The organism is Planomicrobium stackebrandtii (assembly GCF_030814955.1).
Lineage (GTDB): Bacteria > Bacillota > Bacilli > Bacillales_A > Planococcaceae > Planococcus > Planococcus stackebrandtii.
Map to the genome: position 1 here is coordinate 25,984 of NZ_JAUSWB010000003.1, position 23,395 is coordinate 49,378.

A 23,395-nucleotide genomic window follows, 5' to 3' on the forward strand; every position below is an offset into this window, starting at 1 on the left:
AAGCTGTGCTGGACAAACAATCGCCCATTCCCATTTATATTCAAATAGAAGAACAGCTGAAGCAGCAGATTCAGCAAGGCGACTTTCCAATCGGCACAGCAATCCCCTCAGAACGCGAACTGACCGAACGCTTCGGCGTCAGCCGGATGACGGTGCGCCAGTCGATCACGAATTTGGTTAATGACGGCCTCCTGTACCGTGAGAAAGGGCGCGGCACATTTGTGGCTTCTCCGAAAGTCGAACAGCCGCTCAATGGCCTGACGAGCTTTACGGAAGATATGGTGTCGCGCGGCATGGTACCTAGCAGCAAGCTGATCGGCTTTGAAATCCTGGAGGCTGAACCAGATGTCGCAGAGGATTTGCAGTTGGCTGCAGGCGACAAAGTTTACTTTGTCGAACGCATCCGCTTTGCCGACGACAAGCCGATGGCAATCGAACGCACCTATCTGCCTGTCGAACGTTTTCCTGATTTGACCGAAGATTCGTTTCAAGGATCGTTGTATGCGATAATAGAAAACAATCAGCAGCTGAAAATCAGCCGTGCGACTCAGCGAATGGAAGCTGGGCTGGTTAAGAAGGAAGATGCTGACTTGCTGCAGATCAAACCGCCGGCAGCGATTCTGATGATTGAACGCATCAGCTACCTGGAAGGCGAGTTGCCATTCGAAGTGGTCCGCAGCACGTATCGGGCCGACCGCTACAAATTTACGACAGATATCCAGAGATAACAAAAGAGGAGAAATGGACATGATTGAAAAAAACTACACAATCACCAGCGACGAAGGACTGCACGCCCGCCCAGCATCAAAACTGGTAGGAGCGGTGTCGCCGTTTTCTGCTGATGTAAAAATGCTTTATAAAGAAAGAGAAGTCAACTTGAAATCCATTATGGGCGTTATGTCTCTAGGCGTCTCAAAAGGCAACACCATTAAAATTACAGCCAACGGAAGCGACGAAGAATCCCTAATGGCCAAGGTCGATGAATTGATTGTGGCTGAAGGGCTTGGAGAAGCGTAAGTAGGTAAACTAAATAGTTACTAGTAAATAAGACAAGTGCAATCTGCGGATTGCACTTGTCTTATTTTTTTGTACAGTCCAATTTTGCACAAAGCAACAGGGGGTATTTGGTCTCCACTTTTCAAAGATTTGACGTTATATTTAATTTAACGAATTATTCTGAAATATTGCTAATTGCTGCATATCAGAAAGGAGGAAGGAATATGGCGTTGGATCATCGCAGCCGAGCTATTCTGTCTCATCTATCTCAGGCGCAAGGCTATGTGACCGCAAACGAAATCATGGAAACCTTCAACATTTCAAGGCGCACCATTTACTACGATATCAGCAAGATCAACGGCTGGCTGGAGGCAAATGAACTTCCAGTCGTCCAGCATGCACGGACTGCCGGATTTCAACTGGACCGGCAAGCGGCAAGGCAAATCCCCGAGAAGCTTGACACGATAAAGCTATGGCATTACGAATACTCTGCAAAAGAGAGGAGAGCATGGTTGGCGGTTTACTTGCTGGCGAGAAACAGACCATTGTATTTAGAGAGTTTGGTAGAGAAGATCAGGGTCAGCAGAAATACCGTCATTGAAGATTTAAAAAGTTTGAGAGATGAATTGAGCCATTACGGGCTGCAGCTGGAGTTTGATAGGAAGCTGGGCTATGTCATCAAGGGGCTTGAAGAAAACAAACGTCAAGCCCTTGTCTTTTACTTGCAGCAATTGATGCCGAAACAAAGCTGGGAGGCTCTGATTGAGCAGTTGCTAACGGTTTTCAGTGACAATGCCGACTTTCTGGATGTTGAAAAAGTGGAAGAGGTTACGAAAATTGTTGCCGCCAGTGAAGAGGAGTTAGGCATTCAATATACTGATGATTTTCTTCAAAGTTTGTCACTGCGAATCTTGGTGTTTGTATGTAGATTGTCCCAAGGCAAGCAAGTAAGAGTCGATTTGGTTGAGCAGCAGGTCCTGGCAGAGACTCCTGAATATGGGGCGGCCATAAAGATTAGTAGAAAGCTTGCGGATCTGTTCCAAGTGGCGTATCCGCAGGATGAAGTTTTTTATATGACGAAGCATATCCTGAGTTCAAGAATCCAGTTTTCACAAACAATTTTCGAAAGCAGTAATCTTCAGAATGATAATATGCTTTCAGATATTGTGTCGAAGATGGTTATCGATTTTCAACGGTATGCTTGCATCATTTTTGACAACCGGGAAGAAGTTGAACGGAATTTGCTGCTGCATGTCAAAACGGCCTATTACCGGGTGTTGTATGGATTAGAAGTCGAAAGTGGTTTGGAAGATCCGGTTAAGGAAAAGTATCCTGACATTTTCAGGCTCACCAAGAAAGTGTCGAGGCATTTAGAAAAAGCGACAGGAAAACCGGTCAATGATGGAGAGCTTATTCTGATAACGATGCACTTCGGAGGATGGATGGAAAAAATGGGCGTGCAGCCTGCCGACCGAAAAAATGCGTTATTGGTCTGCAATACAGGAGTCGGAACATCCCGGCTGCTGCAGAATCAATTGGAAGGACTCCTTTCGACTGTGGATATCATTGGATGTGTATCTCTGAGGGATTATGAAGAAAATGACCAGGAAGCAGACTTTGTCATCTCGACCATTCCCCTGGTTGAAAAAGGGAAACCGGTTTTCGTAGTAAGTCCCATATTAACGGATACAGAAAAAGAAAGGCTTCTGAAAAATATCAATTCCTTTGTCGGAACAGATGCGGCTGCCCCTAGTTCGTTGGCGGCAGTAATGGATATCATTCGGCAGCATACAGTCGTAAAAAACGAGTCAGCCTTGAAGAACGATCTGAAGCAATATCTGCAGCCTGGTTTGATAAAAGCCAAAGAAACGCACAAACCTGATTTGAAAGAACTGCTGCCCATCGAAAATATTCAATGCCTTTCGGAAGTCGTGGATTGGCAGCAAGCCATTCATGAAGCTGCTCAGCCCCTGCTGAACGAAGAAGCGATTACAGCAAATTATGTAAAAGCGATGATCGACGCGTTGAATGAAATGGGTCCTTATGTCGTGATTTCACCGAAAGTGGCGATTCCCCACGCACGTCCACAGGATGGGGTGAAAAAACTTGGAATGGCATTATTGCAGCTCAAAAAGAGTGTTTCATTTTCTGGAAACGTCAGCAAACCGGTAAATTTGGTGATCGTGTTGGCTGCTGTCGACGGAGATGCTCACCTGAAGGCATTGCACCAGCTCACGAAGATGTTAAGCAATAGAAACTTAAAAGAAAAGTTGATTACGGCGGAGTCTCCAAATGAAATTTACAGACTCCTTGCAGATCAGTCCAGTTGAATGGTCTTATCAAAACAAAGAAAGGAATTTTGCCATGAAGTTTTTGGAAGAAAAGCTGGTTGTGCTGGATTTGCCGGTTGCCACTCCGGAAGAGGGAATCCGTGCAGCAGGAGCTTTGTTGGTCGCTGAAGATTTAATAGAACCAAGATATGTGGATGCGATGGTTGAATCCTATGAGAAAAACGGTCCATATTTTGTGCTGGCGCCACTGATTGCGATGCCCCATGCCAGACCTGAAGACGGTGTCAAGGAAGCCTCAGTGTCGCTGGTTCGTTTAAAGGATTCACTGAAATTTGGAAATGAAGCCAATGACCCGGTTCAGTTCATATTTGCCTTGGGAGCGTCTTCCAGCGAAGAGCATCTGTTGGTGATGAGAAAAATTGTATCTTTGCTAAGCAAGCCGGAGAATGTCGAGAAGCTGAAAATACTGTCTAGCTATGAAGAACTACAACTACTGATTGGGAGGAATTAACAATGAAAATTTTATGCGTATGTGGTCTAGGACAAGGAACAAGCCTGATTTTGAAAATGAACGTGGAAGAGGTATTAGGTGAAAAAAACATTATGGCAGATGTCGAACATATCGATTTGTCCTCAGCGACCAGCATGTCAGCGGATTACATCATCACCAGCAATGAATTGGCCGATAGCCTGCAGGACCAGCCGGCAAAAGTGATCGTGGTGAATAATTATTTCGATATGGAAGAAATTAAAGCGGCAATCGATGCGAACATCAAGCAGTAACGACGATAATCTAACAGCAAGTAACTTACAAAGCGGGGGAGAACAGCTATGGATATTATTTTCTGGTTAGCAAATAACGTATTTGGAACACCAGCGATTTTATTGGGAATCATTGTCTTAATCGGTTTGCTGCTTCAAAAAAAGACAGCCAGCCAAAGGGTGAGCGGAACTTTTAAAGCGATTATCGGGTTCTTGATCATCAGCGCCGGCGCTACTATTATTGTTGGTGCTCTGACAGTTTTTGAGCCTCTTTGGAAAGAAGTGTTCAATCTTTCAGGAGAGACATTGAGCGAGTATATGGGACAGGAAGTATTTAATGCCGAATACGGCAGTGCTGTTACATTGGCCATGACTTTGGGCTTCTTGCTGAACGTTTTCTTGGCACGGGTTACAAAGTTGAAATACATCTACCTGACAGGCCATATGATGTTTTGGACAACGACTATTTTTGCGGGAATTGCTGTTCACGCTTCTCCGGACGTATCGTTTTGGAGACTGGTAATTTTCCTATCCGTCATTATGGGGATTTACTGGACTGTGCAGCCTGCATTGACGCAGCCATTTATGCGGAAAATTACAGGGAATGACAATATTGCACTGGGGCATACATCAGCTTCTGTTGCATTGCTGGCTGCTTTTGGCGGGATGCTATGGGGCAACAAAGAAAATGATTCGGAGAAAATCAATTTGCCAAAAGGCCTGGAGTTCCTGAGAGATTCCAATGTAATCACGGCATTGACGATGGGCTTATTGTTCCTGACCGGAGCCATTATTGTGTCATTCAGAGATACGCCGGGAGCGGCAGAGTTGGTCGCAAGTTCAGGAGAGCAAAGTTTTATCGTCTATGCAATCATCCAGTCGTTCACTTTTACGGCAGGGATTGCAGTTGTGTTGACGGGTGTTCGGATGTTCATCGGGGAAATTGTCCCGGCGTTTAAAGGGATCGCCACCAAAATTGTACCTGGAGCGAGACCGGCGCTGGATAACCCGATTCTTTTTCCTTATGCACCAAACGCTGTCATTCTCGGATTTCTTGGTTCATTTGTCGGAGCCATCTTATGGCTGATTGTTCTGGGCAACGCAGTAGGTTATATCTTTGTGCCGACGATGATTGTATTGTTCTTCCATTCCGCTTCAGCCGGCGTATTCGGCAACTTGACAGGTGGAGTGCGAGGAGCTGTCATGGGTGGATTCGTTACGGCGACTGTCGTGGCATGGGGCCAATTTTTTACGGTCCGGTTCCTGCTGGCAGGTACAGTTCCAGACACTGCGATGTGGGCAGCCGATTCTGATATGTTCATTTTGGGCCCAATCGTTCGCCTGCTGGCACAATTGCTGCTGTAAGTTTTAAAAGAGGAGGAAATCGAAATGAGTTTTATTCGGACATTGCGCGGAGATATCCGCCCGGAAGATCTAGGTTTCACCTATTCCCATGAGCATATTGTCTGCCGGCCGGCTTATTGGGTTGAAAAGGAGGCAGACGACCTCTTGCTGGACGACAAGGAAAAGTCCAAGCTGGATGTCGCAGACTTTAAACAGCATGGCGGCAAATCCATCGTTGATGCCACCGCTGTCGACTATGGCCGGGATGTTCAGGCTGTCAAAGAAATTTCAGAGGAATTGGATATCCACATCGTCGGAACGGCTGGCTTTAATAAAAGCTTTCTGTGGGATGCTGGAATCAGTGAACGGCTCAAGCCGATGATCGGTGATTACCGGACCTACAGTGAATGGATTGATGCGACAAGCATTAACAGCTTGACTGATTTTGTCATTCGGGAAGTGGAAGATGGGCTTGAAGGAACGCCCTATAAGGCGGGACAGGTAAAGTTCGGTACCGGCTACAACCGCATCACCCCACTCGAAGAAAAAACGTTGCGTGCGGTGGCGCGAGCGCATCTGGAAACGAAAGCACCGCTTCATTCGCATACAGAAGCCGGAACGATGGGCCTTGAGCAGATTGAGCTGCTTCAATCAGAGGGCATTGATTTGTCCCATATGAGTTTCGGGCACATGGATCGCAATCCGGATCCGTATTACCATGAGCAGATTGCAAGTACTGGTGCTTATCTAAGCTTTGACGGAGTTGCCAAGATCAAATACGCACCTGAAAGTACACGCATCCATTGCATATTGGAACTGGTGAAAAAAGGCTATGAAGACCAAATCCTGGTCAGCGGAGACACAGCCAGAAAATCCTATTACAAACATTATGATTATGGTCTTGGCCTTGAATACATTATTGCGAAATGGGTGCCTCGGTTTATTGACGACGCCAATCGCCAGGGCTTTGACGGAAGAGCGCTGATCAATAAATTTTTTGTTGAAAATCCGGCAAGATGCTTTACGTTCAATAAATAGGAGGCGAGCAGTTTTGATTTTTCAAAATGAGAATTCCTATGAGGTAAAAGAAAAGATTGAGAACAGTCGAGTGGCGATCCTGCCGATTGGTGCGGTTGAAGCGCACGGCCCGCACCTGCCGCTTGGCACCGACAATTATTTAGCGGAACAGCTGTCCCAGAGAGTAGCCGATAAAACCGGCGCTTTCGTTTTGCCGACTCTGCCGTACGGACAGGTGTGGAGCTTGAAGAACTTTCCCGGCAGCATTAATGTCAGCAATCAATCCTTAATCAGCTTAATTTGTGATATTGGCGAAAGCCTCCATCATCAAGGCTTTCGCGTCTTCGTTCTCATCAATGGCCATTTGGGAAACGCGGTGGCCATAAAAGAAGCGGCCCGCAAACTGTATGAAACGGTGCCGGATCTGAAAGTGCTGTATTTGTTTTATCCGGGAGTCAAAGCGATCACCGATGAGCTGAGAGATACCCCTTCAGCTCATGCCAGCTATTTTCATGCCTGTGAAATTGAAACTTCATATATGCTATATTTGGCAGAGCAGCATGTAGACATGGCAAAAGCTATTTCCGACATACCTGACATTCCGCCGAGTGCAGATGTGACGCCAACTCCGTGGGAAGAGTTTACAGCTTCTGCGGTTCTCGGAGATGCGACATTGGCGAGCAGAGAAAAAGGCGAGGCGATTATTGAAGTTGCTTTGGCCAATATGGTGGAACAGATTGAACAAGCGAAAAAATCATTGGGTAACAAATAACGTGCAAATCATAAATTGTCTGGAGCTGGTACTATGTTAAGCAGTTATTTCAAACAAGCACAGGAACGCCTGGAGCTTGTGGAGGAAAAAGAAAAGCAAGCGATGCTTGCGGCGGCTGGAAAAGTGGCGGACGCGATTCAAGCGGGAGGCATTATTCAATTATTCGGGTGCGGCCATTCGCATATTTTAACGGAAGAAGTGTTTTACCGCGCCGGGGGATTGGTGCCAATCAAGCCGATTTTCGTGGAGCCGTTAATGCTTCATGAAGGTGCGGTCCAATCATCACAGCTGGAGCGGAAAAACGATTATGCAGCAGGTTTCTTGCAGGAACAGGATTTCCGTTCCGCCGATGTGGTTTTTGTCATTTCCACTTCCGGCCGCAACCCGGTGCCAGTGGACGTAGCACTGGCAGCACGTGAAAAAGGGGCATTTGTTATCGGCATCACGTCGCTGGAGTATTCGGGCAGCCAGTCCTCGCGCCACAAAACCGGCAAGCACCTGTTCAACTCGGTAGACTTAGTCATCGACAATCACTCAGTTGCTGGCGACGCGATCTTGTCGTATGAAAGCGTCGACGTTCCATTCGGCCCGACATCCACTGTTGTCGGGGCAACAATCCTGAATGCGATTTTTGCCGAAGCCATCAAGCGAATGGCCGATGCAGACTTTGCACCGCCGATTTTCCTGAGCGGCAATATCGACGGATCAGACGCACACAATACGCAGCTGATCGACAAGTACCGCGAGCGGATTCCGTTGTTGTCCTAAATTTTTTAAGCGCACGGCAGAGTTTCTTCTGCCGTGCTTTTTTTGTGCTAAACGCCCATAAATTCGGGTGAACGCCTACAAATTTTGTTGAACGCCCACAAATCTTCCGGAGCGACCATAAATCCGTCTGAACGCCCGCAAATCGCAATATTATGCAAACAACCAAAGAAATCCCCATAAAAAAGCCAGCCGCGGCGTAAACCGTGACTGGCTCGATAGCAATTTCTTATACAACACCGATCAAAATTGAAATTCCAAGCAGCACAATGCTGAATCCCCACATGATGGGAAGTGAGTAGCGGATATGGCGGCCCATTTCAAGGCCAGCCAAGCCGAGTGCCAGCCATAGTGCCGGCGAAAATGGGCTGACGAACGTACCGATGATATTGCCGATGATCATGGCATAGGCTGCAGAAACTGACGAAACGCCGAACTCTGTAACCACTTGCTCGACAATCGGGAACAATGCAAAATAATAGGCGTCGGTACTGAGCAGCAAATCGAATGGCACCCCGAAAAATCCAATGATGATGTGAAGGTATGGAATGACGAAAGCAGGCAGGATAGTCACCAAATCATTGGCGATCGAATCGAGCATTAACGTTCCGTTTAGAATACCAAGGAACGAACCGGCTGCTAAAATGATAGCAGCCATCAATAAAGCGTTGGGTGCATGGTCTTTGATTCGGTCCATCTGATCTTTCATGTTCGGGTAATTTAACGGCAATGCTAAGCTGACGCCGATCATAAAGGCAAAACCGGCTGGGATGACGCCCCATACGAGAACGCCGATGACGGCAATGGCCAGAATGGTGTTGGCCCACAGCAGTTTCGGCCTGCGGAGAGAAGCTGTCTTCAGTGATGCTTCGTCCTGTGCGCCATCAACCAGGGGCTGTGCTTCTTCATAAATTTCGTCATTAAAATCGCCGCGTTTGGCAATCAGGCGCTTTTCACGGATGGCCAATAGGATTGCAAGCCCGATAAGAAGGAACAGGCCAATGACCTGAACTTTGATCAATGGGCGCCATAATTCCGTAACATCAACGCCAAGAACAGCGGCTGTACGGCCAAGCGGTCCGCCCCAGGGCAGCATGTTCATGATGCTGGCGGATGTCCCGACCAGCAGCAGCAATAAGTAGGGATTCATTTTCAATCGTTTGTATAACGGCAATAGAGCTGGGATCGTGATAAGGAAAGTGGATGCGCCTGAGCCGTCAAGCTGCGCAACCGCCGCAATGAGTACTGTACCGACTGCTACGGCAATGACATTTCCGCGTGATACCGCAATCATCTTGTTGATCAGGGGATCGAACAAGCCGACATCCTGCATGATGCCGAAAAACAGGATGGCAAAGATGAACATGATGACGACACTCATCACGGATTCAATGCCGCTGTTGAAAAATTCACCAATTTCAACAAAGCTGAATCCTGCGACGAAAGCTGCCACAATCGGCACCAGAACAAGCGCGACAATCGGTGTTATTTTATTGCTGATGAGCAATGCGACAATGACCACAATGGTCAATAAACCAATAATACTTAACATAAGAGTTCCTCCCAGAGTAAAAAATTGACTTGAAGGAAGAATTGTAAACGCATACAAAAAATGCATCCGTTATAAAATCCCTCTGCTTCTAAGTTATAGCTCTAAACTTAGCACAGAGGGATTTGAGAAATAAGATTATTCAATTAAGTAAACTAAAGAACCTTTAGATGGTTTTGTTCATTTTGTCCACGGAATATAGCGTCTCTCAGGACGGCCGATTTCACCGTAATTCAATTGCGCCTTCGCTTCGCCGATAGACACGAGATGCTCCAAGTAGCGCCTGGCAGTAGAGCGGCTGACGCCGACCGCTTTCCCGGTTTCCATGGCATTGATGCCTTCGTCGGCCGAGCCTTGCAAGGTTTCCACGACGCCGACCAATGTCAGCTGATCGATGCCTTTTGGAAGTTCACCGTCCAGTGTTTCAGCAGAAGCGGGGATGGACCCGATGCCAATTAGCCTGTCGATGTCCGCTTGTTCCAGCTCCAGCCGGGAAGAAAAGAAGAGCATTTGCTCACGGAACCGCAGCAGTGCCTGTTCGAAACGGAAAAAATCCACCGGTTTGACAAGGTAGTCAAAAATGCCGCAGCGCAGCGCTTCTTCAATAGTCGTGGCTTCTTTGGCCGCCGACAGCATAATGATGTCGATGTGTGGAAAACTGCCGCGGATTTCACGTAGCAATTCCAGTCCTTTGCGGTCAGGAATAAATACATCCAGCAAAATCAAATCCGGCAACTGTCGGCTGTTGGCGAGAAAAGCCATCGCTTCACCACCCGTCTTCGCGATACTGTCCACCACATAGCCCTCCACTTGTTCCACCAGCTGGCGGTTGATTTCGGCAACCCGGAAATCATCTTCTATAATCAATACATGAAGCTCTTGTTTCATAAGTAATTCTCCTTTTTCGGCAATGAAACGACAAAGCAGGCTCCGCCGAGTTCACTTTCCTCTGCATGCAGTTCGCCGCCGGCTTGGACGATGAGCTGTCTTGTCGTGCTTAAACCGTAGCCGCGGTCTGCCCCTGTTTTCGAGGTAAAGCCTCTTTCGAATAAAAGATGTACATGTCCAGGCGGAATTCCCGGTCCCGCATCGTCGATTTCAAACAATACATCGTCGCCGACATCGGTGAAGTATAACGTAATTTGCCGCTGATCTGCCGGGAAGTCTCTGACAGCATCCAGTGCATTGTCGATTAAGTTGCCGATCGCTGCCATCAAAGCACGGCTTTGCGCGTCCGGCATAGGCGTTTTCAACCGGCTGTCCGGATCAATCAACAGCTGTACCTGCTGCTCGCTTGCCTGATTGAGCTTGCCGATCAGAATGCCGCTGATCAACGGGTCCGCCACTTTGTCGATGACTTGCTGGATCCATTCCTGCTGAATATCATGTTCCATGTGAATAAAATCAAGCACTTCCTGTTTTTTATTCAAATGGACCAGTCCTGAAATGGTGTATAGCTTGTTCGAAAATTCATGCGTCTGTGCGCGCAGCGCGTTGGCGTATTGCTTTACATGAGACAGCTCTTTAGTCAGCGTGTCGATTTCAGTTTTATTGCGGAAAGTCGAAACCGCACCGACCAGCGCATCTTCATAGTAAATTGGCCCCGAGTTGACATAGACCGCGTAACTGCCATAGACCTCTTCTTGATCAAAGCGGCTCCTGCGGCTTTCCAGAATGTCCGGTAAATCGGAGGTAGGAAGAACGTGGCGGATAGGCTGGCCGATAAGTTTACCAGTGTCCTGTTCACCGCCGAACAGCAATTGCTGTGCCATCTGGTTGAGCAGGGTGATCTTGCCGGCATCATCGACTGCGATGATGCCTTCGTGGGTCGACTGCAAAATCGTCTCTTTTTGAAACAGCAGGTGTGAAATTTCCTCGGGTTCGAGGCCGTGCAGTTTTCGTTTAATATAAGTAGCAATGGCAATAGCGACCAGGATTGCGACAACCGTGATGATCACCAGCATCAGCCACAGCTCGTGATTGTAATCACCAATGAGTGTCTGGATATCAGTGGCGAGAAAACCGACCGACACTACGCCGATAATGTCAGTTCCCGAGTAAATCGGCACTTTGGCGCGCAGCGAATTGCCGAGCGATCCGGTAGCTTTAGAGACATAGGAAACGCCAGAAAAGAGCGCCCGTTCATTGTCTTCGCCGACCATCTTTTTGCCAATCTGTTCAGGATTTGGATGCGAATAGCGGATTTCTTCCGCATTGCCGACAACAATAAACTCGGCGTTGGTCGACTGCTGTATTGGAGAAACGAGCGGCTGAATAATAGCTGCCGGATCCGCGGTCTCAAAGGCCTGCGCAATGTTCGGATTGAGCGCCACGCTTTCTGCCACACTCAGCGCTTGTTCACCCAACTGAGCCTCAAGTGTATTGGTGACGAAATAATCGAGAAAAATGCCGATGACCAGCACAATTGCCAGGATCAATAAACCAATCAATGCAATCATCTTCATCTTTAAATTCATCCTATTTTTTGGTGGAGCCGGTCGCTTCTGGATATCGGCTTTGTGGAATTGGATCATGTGGAGAAGCTCCTTACTATCAATCTGCTTTTTGTAATAATACCATATGTGGTGATTGAGGCTCTTTGGGTGAGAAGTTCTGCTTGTTGGAAAATATTGACGAACAAATAAAAAGAAAGGGATTTTGCAGCGCGCGGCAACGTTCGTCTGCCGTGCTTTTTTTGTGTGATTTGGGCTGAACGACCACAAATTTCGCTGAGCGACTGCAAATTCTCCTGAACGCCCGTAAATCCGCACGAGCGCCCGCAAATTTTTCTGAGCGCCCATAAATCCATTTGAACGCCCGCAAAAGCAAAAAAGATGGAAATTGCCGTCCATCTCCACAAGAAAAGCCTCCCCAATGCCAAAGGCACAAGGGAGGCTCTATTTATTCAGCGGATAACTCGCTTTCAGTTACCCATTTATGGTTGGTGACTTCTTCATCTGTGTCGGTAGTTGTAAAGTCGACCATGTAGACAGTGGTTTCTTCGGCCGAATCGATGGTCGCCGTGGCACCTTCCATGCCTTCCATATGATCAGTAGCGATCACGGCTTCGTCGCCAGCAGAAAGCGGTGTATCGCCCGGATCTTCCAATTCTTCGTGAATGACCCATTTATGGTTTTCTACCGGTTCGCCGCCTGTAGTGGGTGTAAAGCTCAATGCGTAGACAGTTGTATCGTATGCGCCAACGATGGTCGCGGTCGCACCATCCATGCCCGGCATATGGTCAGCGTTCATGATGGCTTGGCTGCCGACTTCAAATGTTGGGCTTTCAGCTTCTGACAAGCCTTCCGGCACTTCGCCAGAGCTGGAGTGATCCATCCCGCCGTGGTCCATTTCTTCGTCCATATTGTCATCCATGTCTTCATTCATTTCGCTTTGGTTGTCAGGATCAGCCGGGTTCATCGAGTCTTCGTCCGTATCACCGCAAGCTGCCAGCATAACAGCGGTCAGCGCTGACATTGCCATCAGCAGAAATTTGTTTTTTGTCATAGGAATCCCTCTTTCATTGCTTAGTTTCTACACTGTACCCAAATATTATGCAAATGCTGTGCAGAATCTGCACAAAAAATCAAAACTTTTCTTGTACAATAAAAGATAACAGGACGACAGGAGGATGAATGGCATGAACAGAAAATGGATGTTGGCTCCGTTGATGATGGGTTTGCTGATTGCTGGGTGTACAGAAACTGAGGAACCCGAAGCACCAGACTCAGAAACTTCAACAAGCACCGAAGCCAATGAAACTACAGAAGAATTTGAAGTGGCGTTCGATGGCCGCCTGGACCATGTCCATGGGATGGGATTTATCGAAAGTGAAGAAGGCCTCTATTTTGCATCGCATCATGGCTTGAAGATTTACCGCGATGGGGAGTGGCTGGAAACGAGCGACCACTTTCATGATTACATGGGATTTAACGCAGTCGACGATGGTTTTTACACATCTGGCCACCCGGGATCCGGTTCTATGATGCAAAATCCAATCGGGATACAGCGCAGCATGGACGGTGGACGTTCGCTCGACCATATGGGCTTTGAAGGCGAAACCGATTTTCATGGCATGGCAGCCGGCTATCGCAGCCACCACTTGTTTGTCATGAATCCACAGGAAAATTCGCAAATGGGACCAGGGTATTTTCGCAGCGAAGATGACGGAGAGCAGTGGCAGCAAGTAGAGGGCAGCGGACTGGAAGGCGAAATTTCGGCTTTTGCCATGCATCCGAGCGATTCGCAATTGATTGCTGCTGCGACGACAGCAGGAATCTTCTTGTCGGAAGACGGCGGTGACAGCTTTGTGCTGCTGACGGACGATGGGATTTATGGAACTGCCGTATTCTTTGGTGAAGAGGCGCTGTACTACGCAACTTATAGCACGGAGGCAGAGCTCATCGAGTATACTTGGGAAAATGGTGAACAGCAGACGTTCGAATTGCCTGACCTTCCGGAAGACGGCATTATTTACATTGCACAAAACACGTCCAACGCAGAAGAACTGGCTATTTATACAGCGGCGGGCCATGCTTTTCTTTCCGAAGACGGCGGGGGCACGTGGAATCAAATCCTGAATGCCGGCCAAGTAGAATAACAACGGAGGTCCCTATGTTCAATAAATTATCCCTGAAAATCGGTTTGTTGTTTTTTATCTTTATTTTAATCATTGAAGCGTTCCTATTTTCAACGCTTTATTTTACGTTGGTCAATGAACGCGTCGATGAAGTGATGGAGAATTTATTGGCGCGGGGGGAAACGCACAGCGATGTGCTGGAAGACAGCTTTGAGGAGATGACCCTGGAGCATGTCGGCATGATGGAGTCGGCATCTGATTTTATTGTTGTAATTACTGACGAGACAGGTGAGATTCTGGTCAATTCCGATGCGTTGGAACCTGAAATGCTTGAGGTGCTGGGCCATACTGATTTTGCAGCTGTGCCTATAGATGGAGAAATAATAGAAGAAAATTGGCAGGATCAGCGTTATATAGCGACCGACAGCCCAATTACGATTGATGGGGTGCATGAGGGCCACGTCTTTATGTTTGCGCCGACCGATAATATTGAACGCATCATTGATCACTTGAAAAGCCAGTTTCTCCTGGTCGGCATCATCACCGTTCTTTTGACCATTGGCACGATTCTGCTGCTGTCGCGGCTCATCACCTTGCCGCTGATCCGCATGAAAGAAGCGACCGAGCAATTGAGCCAGGGCAACAACCATGTCGATTTGACGAATGAACGAAACGATGAGCTAGGGGAATTGGCGAATGCCATCACCAAACTGTCGGCCGATCTTGACCGGCTGAAAAATGCCCGCAATGAGTTCCTGTCGAGCATTTCGCACGAGTTGCGGACGCCGCTGACCTATATTAAAGGCTATGCCGATATCCTGGCACGGCCGGACACGACAGAGCAGGAGCGTGAGGAATACATGAACATCATCAGGGAAGAAGCTGCTCATTTAACGATGCTGGTCGGAAATTTATTCGACTTGGCGAAGCTCGACCGCAACCAATTTACGATTGAACAACGGGATGTTTCCATCGCAGAACTATTGGGGTCGGTTGCAGTTTTGGTAAAACCAGCTTTTGATGAGGAACAAATTGAGCTGTCGATGGACTGCAGCGAAGATATGCAGGCTTCCATCGATCCGGAGCGCATTCAACAAGTGCTGCTGAACATTCTCGATAATGCCCGCAAACATTCAATGGCCGGCGATCGTGTGGTGGTGGAATGCTGTAGGGAAATTGACGGCATCGCCATCCGCATCAGTGATGAAGGGCAGGGAATTCCTGAAGAGGAGCTGCCTTTTGTCTTTGACCGGCTGTACCGTGTGGAAAAATCGAGATCGCGCGAACGGGGCGGTTCAGGTCTTGGTTTGGCAATTGCCAAGGAAATCGTTGAATCGCATGGCGGAAGGATCCGCATCGACAGCAAGTTCGGCAAAGGGACGGCTGTTACTGTGCGATTGAAAAGGGGTGGAGACCATTCATAAAGTTCTGCTGGTGGACGATGAAAAACGGATGCTCGACCTGGTCGCGCTGTATTTGCGGCCGCATGACTATGCCTGCACAAAAGCCGACAGCGGTAAACAGGCATTGGATTTACTGAACAAAGAGGCTTTCGATCTGGTGCTGCTCGATATTATGATGCCGGACATGGATGGCTGGGAAGTATGCCGCGAAATCCGCAAATCCTCCAATGTGCCGATCATCATGCTGACAGCCCGTGAACAGCAGGAAGACATTGTCAAAGGCCTGCGCCTCGGCGCCGATGATTACATGACCAAGCCATTTGGTGAAGAAGAGCTGCTTGCGCGGATGGAAGCTCTGCTGCGCCGCAGCCTCCCGGCAAAACGCATTGAATTGCAGGGATTGGTATGGGAAGAGGAACGTTTCGAGTTGAGCTACAACCACAAACCTGTTCGCCTGACCCCAAAAGAGTTTTCGATGCTCGGCCTCCTGATGAAAAATCCTAATAAAGTATTTGAACGCGATCGGCTGCTGGAACTGGTGTGGGGCTTTGATTCAGAAACAGAGGGCCGCACCGTCGATTCGCATGTCCGCAACATTCGTGAAAAAATCCGTCAGGCTGGCTTTCCCATCGATGAACATTTTCAGACGGTATGGGGCATCGGCTATAAATGGGTCAATTAGAAAACCGCTGCAGATAGGCTCTGCAGCGGTTTTTCGCGCGGCAATATTTTCTGCCGTGCTTGTTTGGGCATTCTGTGTTGAATGGTGGCGGGAAGTTCCCGAACGACCACAAATTCGGCTAAACGCCCATAAATCTTTCGAAGCGCCCACAAATTTTTCTGAACGACCGCAAATCTCGCCGAGCGACTGCAAATCCATCTGTACGGCTGCAAATCCACAGTGTCACATGAAAATCCAAAACCTAAACCAATCGCTCGCCCGAAACCGACCGCGCGGCGTGGATGCCACTGGCTGCAGCCCCGATGGTTCCGCCGCCAGGGAAGACGTGATCGCCGCAGACGTAAAGGTTCGGCAAGCCGGAATGATGCGATATGGAATTGAACAAAGCGGCATCCAATGTTTGCGGAAAGCCGCCGACCAAACCGTTTGTCCGTCCGGCAAAATGCTCCCAGGCTCTCGGTGCACCGCTTTCCATATGGACGACGGCCTCCCGGAATTCAGGGACAACACTTTGAATGGCCTGGAGCATGCGCTCTGTTAAAAGCTCCCGCGTATTTTCATACTTTTCCTGGTTGTTCCATTCCTGGACGCGCGAATGCGTGGAAATGGTTACTGTCTGGAAACCTTCAGGCGCACGAAGCTCGTCGCCGGGAACAGACGAAGACATGAAAAAATGTGCCCCTTCTGCAAGGCCATCACCTGTAGAAATCTGGCGGAACGGCGGAAGCGGCTCGCTCAATTTGCTCGAATCGACAGCCAAATAAAGCGTCAGCGTCGTCCAGGTTTCTCCGGCAATGCCGTCGCGCAAAGAAACCTTCAGCTTGGTTACGAGTTCCGGCGCCAAAATCTTCGGCAATTGCTGGATCGGCACGTTCAGGATGACATCCGTTGCTTCATAGATATTGCCGCGATGATCCGTAGCGACCCATAAATCGCCTTGCCTTTCCAGTTTTTCGAGGGTGCGCCGCTTTTTCAGCACACCGCCGCTATCCTTCAGGCTGTTGCCCATCAATTCGGAAAAACGGTACAAGCCGCCAGGCACGTAATAGGCTCCTTCGTGGTAAATATCAAGCGCCACTGCGGACAATAAATACGCCACATCTTCGCTGCCGGTTTGCATGCTGTCGATCAGCAGGCCATCAAGCATATGGCGAAACTCTTTCAAATCATGAAGGCCATGCTTTTTCAGCCGCTGCCCCAAGGTTTGATTGAAGAAAGGCAGGAGTTTGACATGTTTGGGGCGCATGGATTTTGTGAGGAATGCCCATTCTTTTGCCGTTGCGGGAGGCAAAGAGGGGAGCGGATCCATCAAGGTCCGGACGATGGCAGCGGTGTGGTGGATCTCTTTGTAGAACGCGTGAATCCGATCGCTGTGCTCGGGAAAATGCGCCGCTACGCCGTCGACATGGCGTGCCCGGTCTTTATGAAACACGAATGTCGCTTCCGGATGGACCATTTCCATCACCTGTTCGAGCGGTTCGATGGCCAGCGGCGTACCAAGAAAACGGAAGACACGTTCATGGATGCCCCCAGGTTCAAGGCCCATGCCGAGTGTTGCACCAGCGGGGAATAGATACTTGTTGCGCTTGAATTTCCCAGCGCAGCCGCCGAGTTCTGATGATGCTTCCAGCAGCGTCACCGGCCATCCTGCTTTCGCCAGCAGTGAACCCGCTGTCAACCCGCCGATGCCGGCGCCTATTACCAATACTGTTCGTGCCATCCGAATCCACTCCTTTGACTCCATTATGGCGATAAATCGCAAAGCCTGCCAATACAAAAGCCCGGCTGCGAGGGAATTTCCCAACAGCCGGGCACTTGGTTAAAAATTAGGCTACGTTTCGGCAAGCTTCTGCGCATTTTGCACAGGCTTCTGCACATTTCTGGCAATGGTCGTGGTCGTGTTTCGAACATTCTGCGGCGCATGCCTCGCAAATGCTCGCACAAGCTTGTGCCAGTTCTGCAACGAATGGCGAGTTGCGGGTAATCGCGTGCTCAAGATACGCACAGATGTCCGCGCATTCACGGTCGAGGCGAATGCATTGTGCCATCATTTTCACATCTTCTTCCTGCAAGCATGCGTCAAAACAGTGGTTGCACGCTGCTGCGCAGTCGTGCAGGGTTTTTATCAGTTCTGCATGTTGTTCATGTGCCATCAATAAAACCTCCAGTTTCAGATTTTGTTGCTTCTCTCTTTCGTTTCCCTTTAGATTGCCAATTAAACGGAAATTGAGAAACTCCACAAAAACTGCACAATCAGTTTTCTGGCGGGCCTTTCAAATTGCGCAGCTGCTCATCGTATTCTTCTTTGCTGATTTCTCCGTTAACGTAGCTCTGACGCAGTGCTTCTGCTGCTTTATTCGGCGCACTTGGTTCGGTGCTGGCTGCTTTGTTGCGTGCTTTGATCAGCGTAAACCAAAGAACTGTTCCGATGCCGGCCAACAGAACGATAAAGCCAACAGCGATGGTTATGCCAAGCGCCTGGTTGCCCGGTGTAAAAAATTCTCCCATTAGTTTCGACTCCCTTTCTTATCATCTATGCGGTTCGTTTTCCCAAACTCTTCATGCGCTTATGAAAATCTTCTTCGCTGATTTCGCCTTTGGCATACTGTTCTTTCAGCAGCTTTGACTGTTTATTCTGCGGAGGCAAAGGGGTACGGGGCATTCCTTTTCGGCTGGCGTAAATCACCAATCCGACAAACGCAATGACCAGAAATACCAGAAACAGCAGCATCCACAGGTATAGCGGAATTCCTGGATTGAAGGAATTAACATCCACAGTTTCCATGCTTTCACGCTCCTCCTTTAAATAAAGTCACGTCTGGTTATATGTTCATTTTACACGTTTCCACTCGTAATGATGAGAACAATTAATGAATCAATAAATCCGAAAAATACGAATGGAAAATTCTGATATTTATGCTACGATATGTCTACAAACAAAAGGAGGCATTTGGATGTTCATACATAAAATCGATGAAGACCTATCACTTAAAATTCAGGAAATGCGCGACGCAGAACGAATTTTCGAACTGACCGACTCTTCCCGGGAATATTTGAAAGAATGGCTGCCATGGCTGGCGTTTACAAATGAATTGCAGGACACAAAAGATTTTATCAAATCCGGCAGCAGCAATTTTGTCGAAGGCAAAAGCTTGGGCGCAGTTATCATCTATAAAGGGGAAATTGTCGGAATCGGAGGATTCAACAATATCAACCATGCCAACAAAACGGCGTACATTGGCTACTGGCTTGGCCAGGAGTATCAGGGCAAGGGCATCATGACCCGTGTTGCCAAGGCATTGACCGATTACGCGCTGACTGATCTTAAGCTCAATAAAGTTGAAATCCGCGCAGCAGTCGAGAACCACAAAAGCCGCAGCATTCCGGAACGCCTCGGCTACACCGAAGAAGGCACCATCCGCCAAGCCGAATGGCTGCACGACCATTACGTCGACCACGTGGTTTATGGCATGCTGGCTTCGGAGTGGGTATAAGAAAAGCGGAAGCAGCCATAAAAACAAAAAACCATGCAAAGCAGCCTACACGCTGCTTTGCTTTTTTTGAAATGAGCGTAGAATACAAAGTAACAGCAGGCTTTTATTCGATTGGAGGAAATGCAAATGGACAACAGCATCTCCATCAACAAGCTCAGCAAAGTTTACGGCAAGACATCTGTGCTTCATGAAGTGGATCTGCAAGTTGCAGGCGGCGAGGTTTTTGGGTTGATTGGACCATCGGGTTCGGGAAAAACGACTTTGGTGAAGATGATCGTCGGCATTGATTCGCCGAGCGGCGGCACGGTAGATGTGCTCGGCAAACGGGTGCCGAATCTTTCGCTGCTCCAGGACATTGGTTATATGGCGCAATCGGACGCGCTGTATCCGGAATTGACCGGACGGGAAAATTTAAGCTTTTTCGCTTCATTGTACAAAATGAAAAAGACGCTTCTAAAAGAACGAATTGCCTATGCGGCCGATTTGGTCCAGCTGACCGATGAACTGGGCAAGAAAGTCTCGGCTTATTCAGGCGGCATGAAGCGGCGCTTGTCACTGGCCATTGCGCTGGTTCATGATCCGCAAATCCTGATTCTCGACGAACCGACCGTCGGCATTGACCCGGAACTTCGGTTGTCCATCTGGAAAGAGTTGATGCTTTTGAAAAGGGAGCAGGGCAAGACCATCATCGTCACGACGCATGTCATGGACGAAGCGGAAAAATGCGACCGCATCGCTATGGTCCGTGAAGGCGGGATTCTGGCAGCCGGTACACCGGACGAATTAAAGCTGGCTTACGGTGCGGCAGATTTGGAAGGCGTCTTTTTGCAGGCAGGGAGGGATGCGCGATGAGAGTCCTGGCATTGATCAAACGCATCATGCTGCAGCTGCTGCGCGACAAAAGGACGATGGCGCTGCTTTTCTTCGCACCGCTCATTGTTTTGACCCTAATGTATTTCTTTTTTAACGGCGACAATGACAACCCGCAGCTTGGGGTGGTCGGAGGCAATGAAGCGCTCGTTGCCGCTTTGGAAAATGCATCGATTGATGTGGTTTCTTATGATGAAGCTGACGATCAAACCATCATCACCGATGAGTTGGATGGTTTGTTGGAAATAAGTGAAGGCGATTTCCAAATTACGCTGGAAAATAACGACCCGAGCACATCCCGGGCGTTGTTGATGCAGGTTACGCAAGCCGCATCGATGCAAGCTGGAGCCGGCGCACCTGCCAGCATCGATGCGGAATACATTTATGGGGATGCGGATACTGAATTTTTTGATGTTCTTGGCCCAATCCTGGTCGGCTTTTTCGTGTTCTTTTTCGTATTTTTGATTTCTGGAATAGGGTTATTGAAAGAACGTGTATCTGGAACGCTGGAGCGGCTGCTTGCAACGCCGATCCGGCGCTGGGAAATTGTGCTGGCCTATCTGACCGGTTTTGGCATTTTCGCCATCATCCAGACCATCATCGTCGTATTCTACTCTATTCAAGTATTGGATATGGTCATGGTTGGACAGGTTTGGCACGTCATCGTTGTTAATTTGATGCTGGCTCTGGTGGCGCTGTCGCTCGGCATTTTGCTGTCGACTTTTGCATCTTCCGAATTTCAGATGGTGCAGTTTATTCCGATCGTTGTTGTTCCGCAAATCTTTTTTGCCGGCATTATCCCATTGGGGGGCATGGCCGAATGGCTTCAAAATGTCAGCCGCATCATGCCGCTGTATTACGCGGCCGATGCCTTGAAAGCCATCATGTACAGAGGGGAAGGATTGGCAGACGTGGCCAGCAACTTGTTGGCGCTCGCTGCTTTTGCAGCGGTTTTCATCTTCCTGAACATCATTGCCTTGAAGCGCAATCGGAAATTATGAAAAAATAGAGGCTGTTCGCTGCGGTGGAAAGCTTTTGTGTACAATGAAATATAGCTTTTGATGACTCTCTAGGTTAAAGCGGGCAACTTAATGAGGTCAGCAATTCCAGGTAGTGAAAAGCAGTTCGCGCAGGTGAACTGCTTCTTTTTGCGGGCTTGAATTGGGGTATGGGTGGGAGTAGCAGGAAAACGGTTTAAGCAGAAACTTCAAATGATCATGTAGCCCCTCGCTCAGTTTATAAATCGCCATATAGGTTATCTCTCGAATGGGAAAACTGCGCAAATCCATGTAAGGATGCAAAAGGTTCATGTAGCCGCCTCGAAAAGTCATGTAGCGATCCGAAACTTTCATGTAGCAATGTGAAATTCGTGTAAGGATGCAAAAGGTTCATGTAGCCGGCTGGAATAGTCATGTAGCGATCCGGAACTTTCGTGTAGCAATGTGAAATTCGTGTAGGGATGGAAAAGGTTCATGTAGCCGGCTGGAATAGTCATGTAGCGATCCGAAACTTTCATGTAGCAATGTGAATTTCGTGTAAGGATGCAAAAGGTTCATGTAGCCGGCTGGAATAGTCATGTGGCGATCCAGAACTTTCATGTAGCAACAAAAAATTCGTGTAAGAACGTCGATCCTTCATGTAGCCAACTAAAATCTTCACTTTGAAAACCCAAACCATCACCTAGAAACCCCAATCATCCATATAGAATTCAAAAATCCTCGCTAACAGCTACCTCTATCGGGCTACATTTGATAAAATTAACGTGCAGGAAAATTTTAGCCATTCGCAGTACCTAAAGGAGAGAATAATAGCATGAAATACTTTTTAATTGGAATTCTTATCGCCTTGGCAGGTGTGTTGGTTGCTTATGTGACGGACGATTGGTCATTGGTTTTCGTTATTAGCGGCTTAGCTGCCGGCATCGCGTTGATTTGGGGTGTATTATCGCTGGGGGCAGGCAAGAACAAGTCGACGAGAACGACAAGTTCAGAAAAACGCCGGGAAAAGCAGCAGCGCGTTACAAAAATGAAGAACGCAGTATTAGTAGCTGTGCCGAACATCATCGCAGTTATTGTTAACTTGACAATGATTTCATAAAGCGGATGGGGTGAAGAGTTGTTAGGGTATTACAGCAGTTTGTCATCGGAAGTGTACGATCTCGACAAGCCGATCGGCAGTTCGTTCGGAGACATCGAATATTACCTGGAGCGGCTGGCTTCGTGCAAAGGGCGCATCCTGGAGCCGGCAACGGGGACGGGGCGCATGCTTGTGCCGCTGCTGGAACAGGGGTTTCAGGTCGATGGCTTTGACGTGTCTGACGAAATGCTCGAAGTGTGCCGAGCCAATTGCAAAGAGCGTGGACTGGCACCAAAGTTGTTTAACGCAAAAATGGAGTCGTTCTCGATTGAGGCAAGATACGCAGCGATCGTCATTCCAACAGGGACGTTCCTTTTGCTCCATGAACGCGAAGGGTCGCTTCAGGCTTTGCAAAATTTCCATCACCATCTGGAGACAGGCGGCCGTTTGATTGTTGATTTGCATGTGCCGGCTAACATCGAACTCGAAAAAACTTCGACGCGGACGTGGCAATCTGGCAACGGCGACACGTTGACGGTGGAAAGCAAGAAAGTGGAAGTGGACTGGATCCGGCAATATTTTGTTTCGCAGGGTCGCTATGAACGCTGGCGGGAAGGCCGGCTGATCGAAACTGAACTTGAGCGTTATCCGATGCGCTGGTATGGCGTTGAGGAATTCAAGGCGATTCTGGAAGGAATCGGTTTCAGCAACATCAGCATTTCAACTGGCTATCAATTTGGCGAGTACCCCAAAAATGCAGACGCCATCATTACTTTTGAAGCAACGAAATAGAAA

26 protein-coding genes are annotated in these 23,395 nt (G+C 48.4%); 17 read left to right on the forward strand and 9 right to left on the reverse strand.

What is annotated here, in order from left to right; genetic code table 11:
• The first annotated feature begins 5 nt into the window (after positions 1-5).
• The 9 genes from QOZ98_RS06215 to QOZ98_RS06255 all read left to right on the forward strand — a co-directional run bounded on the left by QOZ98_RS06215 (position 6) and on the right by QOZ98_RS06255 (position 7,950).
• A complete protein-coding gene (locus QOZ98_RS06215; RefSeq protein WP_308786618.1) occupies positions 6-728 on the forward strand; it encodes a GntR family transcriptional regulator in 723 nt (240 codons plus the stop codon).
• 19 nt (positions 729-747) lie between these two features.
• On the forward strand, positions 748-1,017 hold the full coding sequence (locus tag QOZ98_RS06220) for an HPr family phosphocarrier protein (RefSeq protein ID WP_308786619.1): 270 nt from the start codon (positions 748-750) through the stop codon (positions 1,015-1,017).
• Positions 1,018-1,220: 203 nt separating this feature from the next.
• Positions 1,221-3,326, forward strand: a complete 2,106-nt coding sequence (locus QOZ98_RS06225; RefSeq protein WP_308786620.1) for a BglG family transcription antiterminator — start codon at positions 1,221-1,223, stop codon at positions 3,324-3,326.
• A 34-nt stretch (positions 3,327-3,360) separates the two neighbouring features.
• Positions 3,361-3,798, forward strand: a complete 438-nt coding sequence (locus tag QOZ98_RS06230) for a PTS sugar transporter subunit IIA (protein WP_308786941.1) — start codon at positions 3,361-3,363, stop codon at positions 3,796-3,798.
• Positions 3,799-3,800: 2 nt separating this feature from the next.
• On the forward strand, positions 3,801-4,070 hold the full coding sequence (locus tag QOZ98_RS06235) for a PTS sugar transporter subunit IIB (RefSeq protein WP_308786621.1): 270 nt from the start codon (positions 3,801-3,803) through the stop codon (positions 4,068-4,070).
• 48 nt (positions 4,071-4,118) lie between these two features.
• Positions 4,119-5,414, forward strand: coding sequence for a PTS ascorbate transporter subunit IIC (locus tag QOZ98_RS06240; protein ID WP_308786622.1), 1,296 nt, complete (start codon positions 4,119-4,121; stop codon positions 5,412-5,414).
• Between the two features lie 24 nt (positions 5,415-5,438).
• Positions 5,439-6,431, forward strand: a complete 993-nt coding sequence (locus QOZ98_RS06245) for a phosphotriesterase family protein (protein WP_308786623.1) — start codon at positions 5,439-5,441, stop codon at positions 6,429-6,431.
• 13 nt (positions 6,432-6,444) lie between these two features.
• Positions 6,445-7,182: a creatininase family protein gene (locus QOZ98_RS06250; protein ID WP_308786624.1), complete on the forward strand. Its 738-nt coding sequence runs from the start codon at positions 6,445-6,447 to the stop codon at positions 7,180-7,182.
• A 33-nt stretch (positions 7,183-7,215) separates the two neighbouring features.
• Positions 7,216-7,950 (forward strand): SIS domain-containing protein, encoded by a 735-nt coding sequence (locus QOZ98_RS06255; protein WP_308786625.1) that lies wholly within the window; start codon positions 7,216-7,218, stop codon positions 7,948-7,950.
• Between the two features lie 226 nt (positions 7,951-8,176).
• Here QOZ98_RS06255 and QOZ98_RS06260 read toward each other — a convergent pair whose 3' ends face one another.
• From QOZ98_RS06260 to QOZ98_RS06280, 5 genes are all read right to left on the reverse strand, one after another.
• A complete protein-coding gene (locus QOZ98_RS06260) occupies positions 8,177-9,499 on the reverse strand; it encodes a CitMHS family transporter (protein WP_308786626.1) in 1,323 nt (440 codons plus the stop codon).
• Between the two features lie 177 nt (positions 9,500-9,676).
• Positions 9,677-10,384 (reverse strand): response regulator, encoded by a 708-nt coding sequence (locus QOZ98_RS06265; RefSeq protein WP_308786627.1) that lies wholly within the window; start codon positions 10,382-10,384, stop codon positions 9,677-9,679.
• Positions 10,381-11,961: a sensor histidine kinase gene (locus QOZ98_RS06270; protein ID WP_308786628.1), complete on the reverse strand. Its 1,581-nt coding sequence runs from the start codon at positions 11,959-11,961 to the stop codon at positions 10,381-10,383. The genes QOZ98_RS06265 and QOZ98_RS06270 overlap by 4 nt, the downstream gene beginning before the upstream one ends.
• 65 nt (positions 11,962-12,026) lie before the next feature.
• Positions 12,027-12,383, reverse strand: coding sequence for a hypothetical protein (locus QOZ98_RS06275; protein ID WP_308786629.1), 357 nt, complete (start codon positions 12,381-12,383; stop codon positions 12,027-12,029).
• A gap of 14 nt (positions 12,384-12,397) precedes the next feature.
• On the reverse strand, positions 12,398-13,003 hold the full coding sequence (locus tag QOZ98_RS06280; protein WP_308786630.1) for a YdhK family protein: 606 nt from the start codon (positions 13,001-13,003) through the stop codon (positions 12,398-12,400).
• A 133-nt stretch (positions 13,004-13,136) separates the two neighbouring features.
• Here QOZ98_RS06280 and QOZ98_RS06285 point away from each other — a divergent pair, with 133 nt between their 5' ends.
• From QOZ98_RS06285 to QOZ98_RS06295, 3 genes are read left to right on the forward strand one after another with little or no spacing between them, the layout of a single operon-like run.
• On the forward strand, positions 13,137-14,096 hold the full coding sequence (locus tag QOZ98_RS06285; protein WP_308786631.1) for a F510_1955 family glycosylhydrolase: 960 nt from the start codon (positions 13,137-13,139) through the stop codon (positions 14,094-14,096).
• Positions 14,097-14,110: 14 nt separating this feature from the next.
• Positions 14,111-15,499, forward strand: a complete 1,389-nt coding sequence (locus QOZ98_RS06290) for a sensor histidine kinase (protein WP_308786632.1) — start codon at positions 14,111-14,113, stop codon at positions 15,497-15,499.
• A complete protein-coding gene (locus QOZ98_RS06295) occupies positions 15,492-16,160 on the forward strand; it encodes a response regulator transcription factor (RefSeq protein ID WP_185960100.1) in 669 nt (222 codons plus the stop codon). The genes QOZ98_RS06290 and QOZ98_RS06295 overlap by 8 nt, the downstream gene beginning before the upstream one ends.
• Before the next feature lie 241 nt (positions 16,161-16,401).
• Here QOZ98_RS06295 and QOZ98_RS06300 read toward each other — a convergent pair whose 3' ends face one another.
• The 4 genes from QOZ98_RS06300 to QOZ98_RS06315 form a co-directional block, all read right to left on the reverse strand.
• Positions 16,402-17,880, reverse strand: coding sequence for a phytoene desaturase family protein (locus QOZ98_RS06300; RefSeq protein ID WP_308786633.1), 1,479 nt, complete (start codon positions 17,878-17,880; stop codon positions 16,402-16,404).
• A 106-nt stretch (positions 17,881-17,986) separates the two neighbouring features.
• Positions 17,987-18,313 (reverse strand): four-helix bundle copper-binding protein, encoded by a 327-nt coding sequence (locus QOZ98_RS06305; protein WP_308786634.1) that lies wholly within the window; start codon positions 18,311-18,313, stop codon positions 17,987-17,989.
• 100 nt (positions 18,314-18,413) lie between these two features.
• Entirely contained in the window at positions 18,414-18,668 is a 255-nt protein-coding gene (locus tag QOZ98_RS06310; RefSeq protein ID WP_308786635.1) for an SHOCT domain-containing protein, read from the reverse strand.
• Positions 18,669-18,693: 25 nt separating this feature from the next.
• Positions 18,694-18,945 carry an SHOCT domain-containing protein gene (locus QOZ98_RS06315; RefSeq protein WP_308786636.1) on the reverse strand — a complete coding sequence of 84 codons (252 nt, stop codon included), beginning with the start codon at positions 18,943-18,945 and terminating at the stop codon, positions 18,694-18,696.
• Between the two features lie 169 nt (positions 18,946-19,114).
• Between QOZ98_RS06315 and QOZ98_RS06320 the strand changes: the two genes are divergently transcribed.
• The 5 genes from QOZ98_RS06320 to QOZ98_RS06340 all read left to right on the forward strand — a co-directional run bounded on the left by QOZ98_RS06320 (position 19,115) and on the right by QOZ98_RS06340 (position 23,392).
• On the forward strand, positions 19,115-19,654 hold the full coding sequence (locus QOZ98_RS06320; RefSeq protein ID WP_308786637.1) for a GNAT family N-acetyltransferase: 540 nt from the start codon (positions 19,115-19,117) through the stop codon (positions 19,652-19,654).
• A 126-nt stretch (positions 19,655-19,780) separates the two neighbouring features.
• Positions 19,781-20,506, forward strand: a complete 726-nt coding sequence (locus QOZ98_RS06325) for an ABC transporter ATP-binding protein (RefSeq protein WP_308786638.1) — start codon at positions 19,781-19,783, stop codon at positions 20,504-20,506.
• The gene (locus QOZ98_RS06330) at positions 20,503-21,525 is read left to right on the forward strand and encodes an ABC transporter permease (RefSeq protein WP_308786639.1); all 1,023 of its coding nucleotides are present in this window, start codon (positions 20,503-20,505) and stop codon (positions 21,523-21,525) included. Before QOZ98_RS06325 ends, QOZ98_RS06330 begins: the two co-directional genes overlap by 4 nt.
• 811 nt (positions 21,526-22,336) lie before the next feature.
• Complete coding sequence (locus QOZ98_RS06335) at positions 22,337-22,621, forward strand: DUF5316 domain-containing protein (RefSeq protein WP_308786640.1); 285 nt, start codon at positions 22,337-22,339, stop codon at positions 22,619-22,621.
• 18 nt (positions 22,622-22,639) lie between these two features.
• The gene (locus tag QOZ98_RS06340) at positions 22,640-23,392 is read left to right on the forward strand and encodes a class I SAM-dependent methyltransferase (RefSeq protein WP_308786641.1); all 753 of its coding nucleotides are present in this window, start codon (positions 22,640-22,642) and stop codon (positions 23,390-23,392) included.
• Positions 23,393-23,395 lie beyond the last annotated feature (3 nt).

Bases quoted from the DNA above. Each gene is read 5' to 3' on its own strand.
- QOZ98_RS06335 (WP_308786640.1), top strand. From the start codon at position 22,337: ATGAAATACTTTTTAATTGGAATTCTTATCGCCTTGGCAGGTGTGTTG.
- QOZ98_RS06310 (WP_308786635.1), bottom strand. From the start codon at position 18,668: ATGGGAGAATTTTTTACACCGGGCAACCAGGCGCTTGGCATAACCATC.
- QOZ98_RS06305 (WP_308786634.1), bottom strand. From the start codon at position 18,313: ATGGCACATGAACAACATGCAGAACTGATAAAAACCCTGCACGACTGC.
- QOZ98_RS06225 (WP_308786620.1), top strand. From the start codon at position 1,221: ATGGCGTTGGATCATCGCAGCCGAGCTATTCTGTCTCATCTATCTCAG.
- QOZ98_RS06270 (WP_308786628.1), bottom strand. From the start codon at position 11,961: ATGAAGATGATTGCATTGATTGGTTTATTGATCCTGGCAATTGTGCTG.
- QOZ98_RS06315 (WP_308786636.1), bottom strand. From the start codon at position 18,945: ATGGAAACTGTGGATGTTAATTCCTTCAATCCAGGAATTCCGCTATAC.
- QOZ98_RS06265 (WP_308786627.1), bottom strand. From the start codon at position 10,384: ATGAAACAAGAGCTTCATGTATTGATTATAGAAGATGATTTCCGGGTT.
- QOZ98_RS06245 (WP_308786623.1), top strand. From the start codon at position 5,439: ATGAGTTTTATTCGGACATTGCGCGGAGATATCCGCCCGGAAGATCTA.
- QOZ98_RS06260 (WP_308786626.1), bottom strand. From the start codon at position 9,499: ATGTTAAGTATTATTGGTTTATTGACCATTGTGGTCATTGTCGCATTG.
- QOZ98_RS06255 (WP_308786625.1), top strand. From the start codon at position 7,216: ATGTTAAGCAGTTATTTCAAACAAGCACAGGAACGCCTGGAGCTTGTG.
- QOZ98_RS06320 (WP_308786637.1), top strand. From the start codon at position 19,115: ATGTTCATACATAAAATCGATGAAGACCTATCACTTAAAATTCAGGAA.
- QOZ98_RS06235 (WP_308786621.1), top strand. From the start codon at position 3,801: ATGAAAATTTTATGCGTATGTGGTCTAGGACAAGGAACAAGCCTGATT.
- QOZ98_RS06330 (WP_308786639.1), top strand. From the start codon at position 20,503: ATGAGAGTCCTGGCATTGATCAAACGCATCATGCTGCAGCTGCTGCGC.
- QOZ98_RS06220 (WP_308786619.1), top strand. From the start codon at position 748: ATGATTGAAAAAAACTACACAATCACCAGCGACGAAGGACTGCACGCC.
- QOZ98_RS06300 (WP_308786633.1), bottom strand. From the start codon at position 17,880: ATGGCACGAACAGTATTGGTAATAGGCGCCGGCATCGGCGGGTTGACA.
- QOZ98_RS06290 (WP_308786632.1), top strand. From the start codon at position 14,111: ATGTTCAATAAATTATCCCTGAAAATCGGTTTGTTGTTTTTTATCTTT.
- QOZ98_RS06325 (WP_308786638.1), top strand. From the start codon at position 19,781: ATGGACAACAGCATCTCCATCAACAAGCTCAGCAAAGTTTACGGCAAG.
- QOZ98_RS06280 (WP_308786630.1), bottom strand. From the start codon at position 13,003: ATGACAAAAAACAAATTTCTGCTGATGGCAATGTCAGCGCTGACCGCT.
- QOZ98_RS06285 (WP_308786631.1), top strand. From the start codon at position 13,137: ATGAACAGAAAATGGATGTTGGCTCCGTTGATGATGGGTTTGCTGATT.
- QOZ98_RS06240 (WP_308786622.1), top strand. From the start codon at position 4,119: ATGGATATTATTTTCTGGTTAGCAAATAACGTATTTGGAACACCAGCG.
- QOZ98_RS06230 (WP_308786941.1), top strand. From the start codon at position 3,361: ATGAAGTTTTTGGAAGAAAAGCTGGTTGTGCTGGATTTGCCGGTTGCC.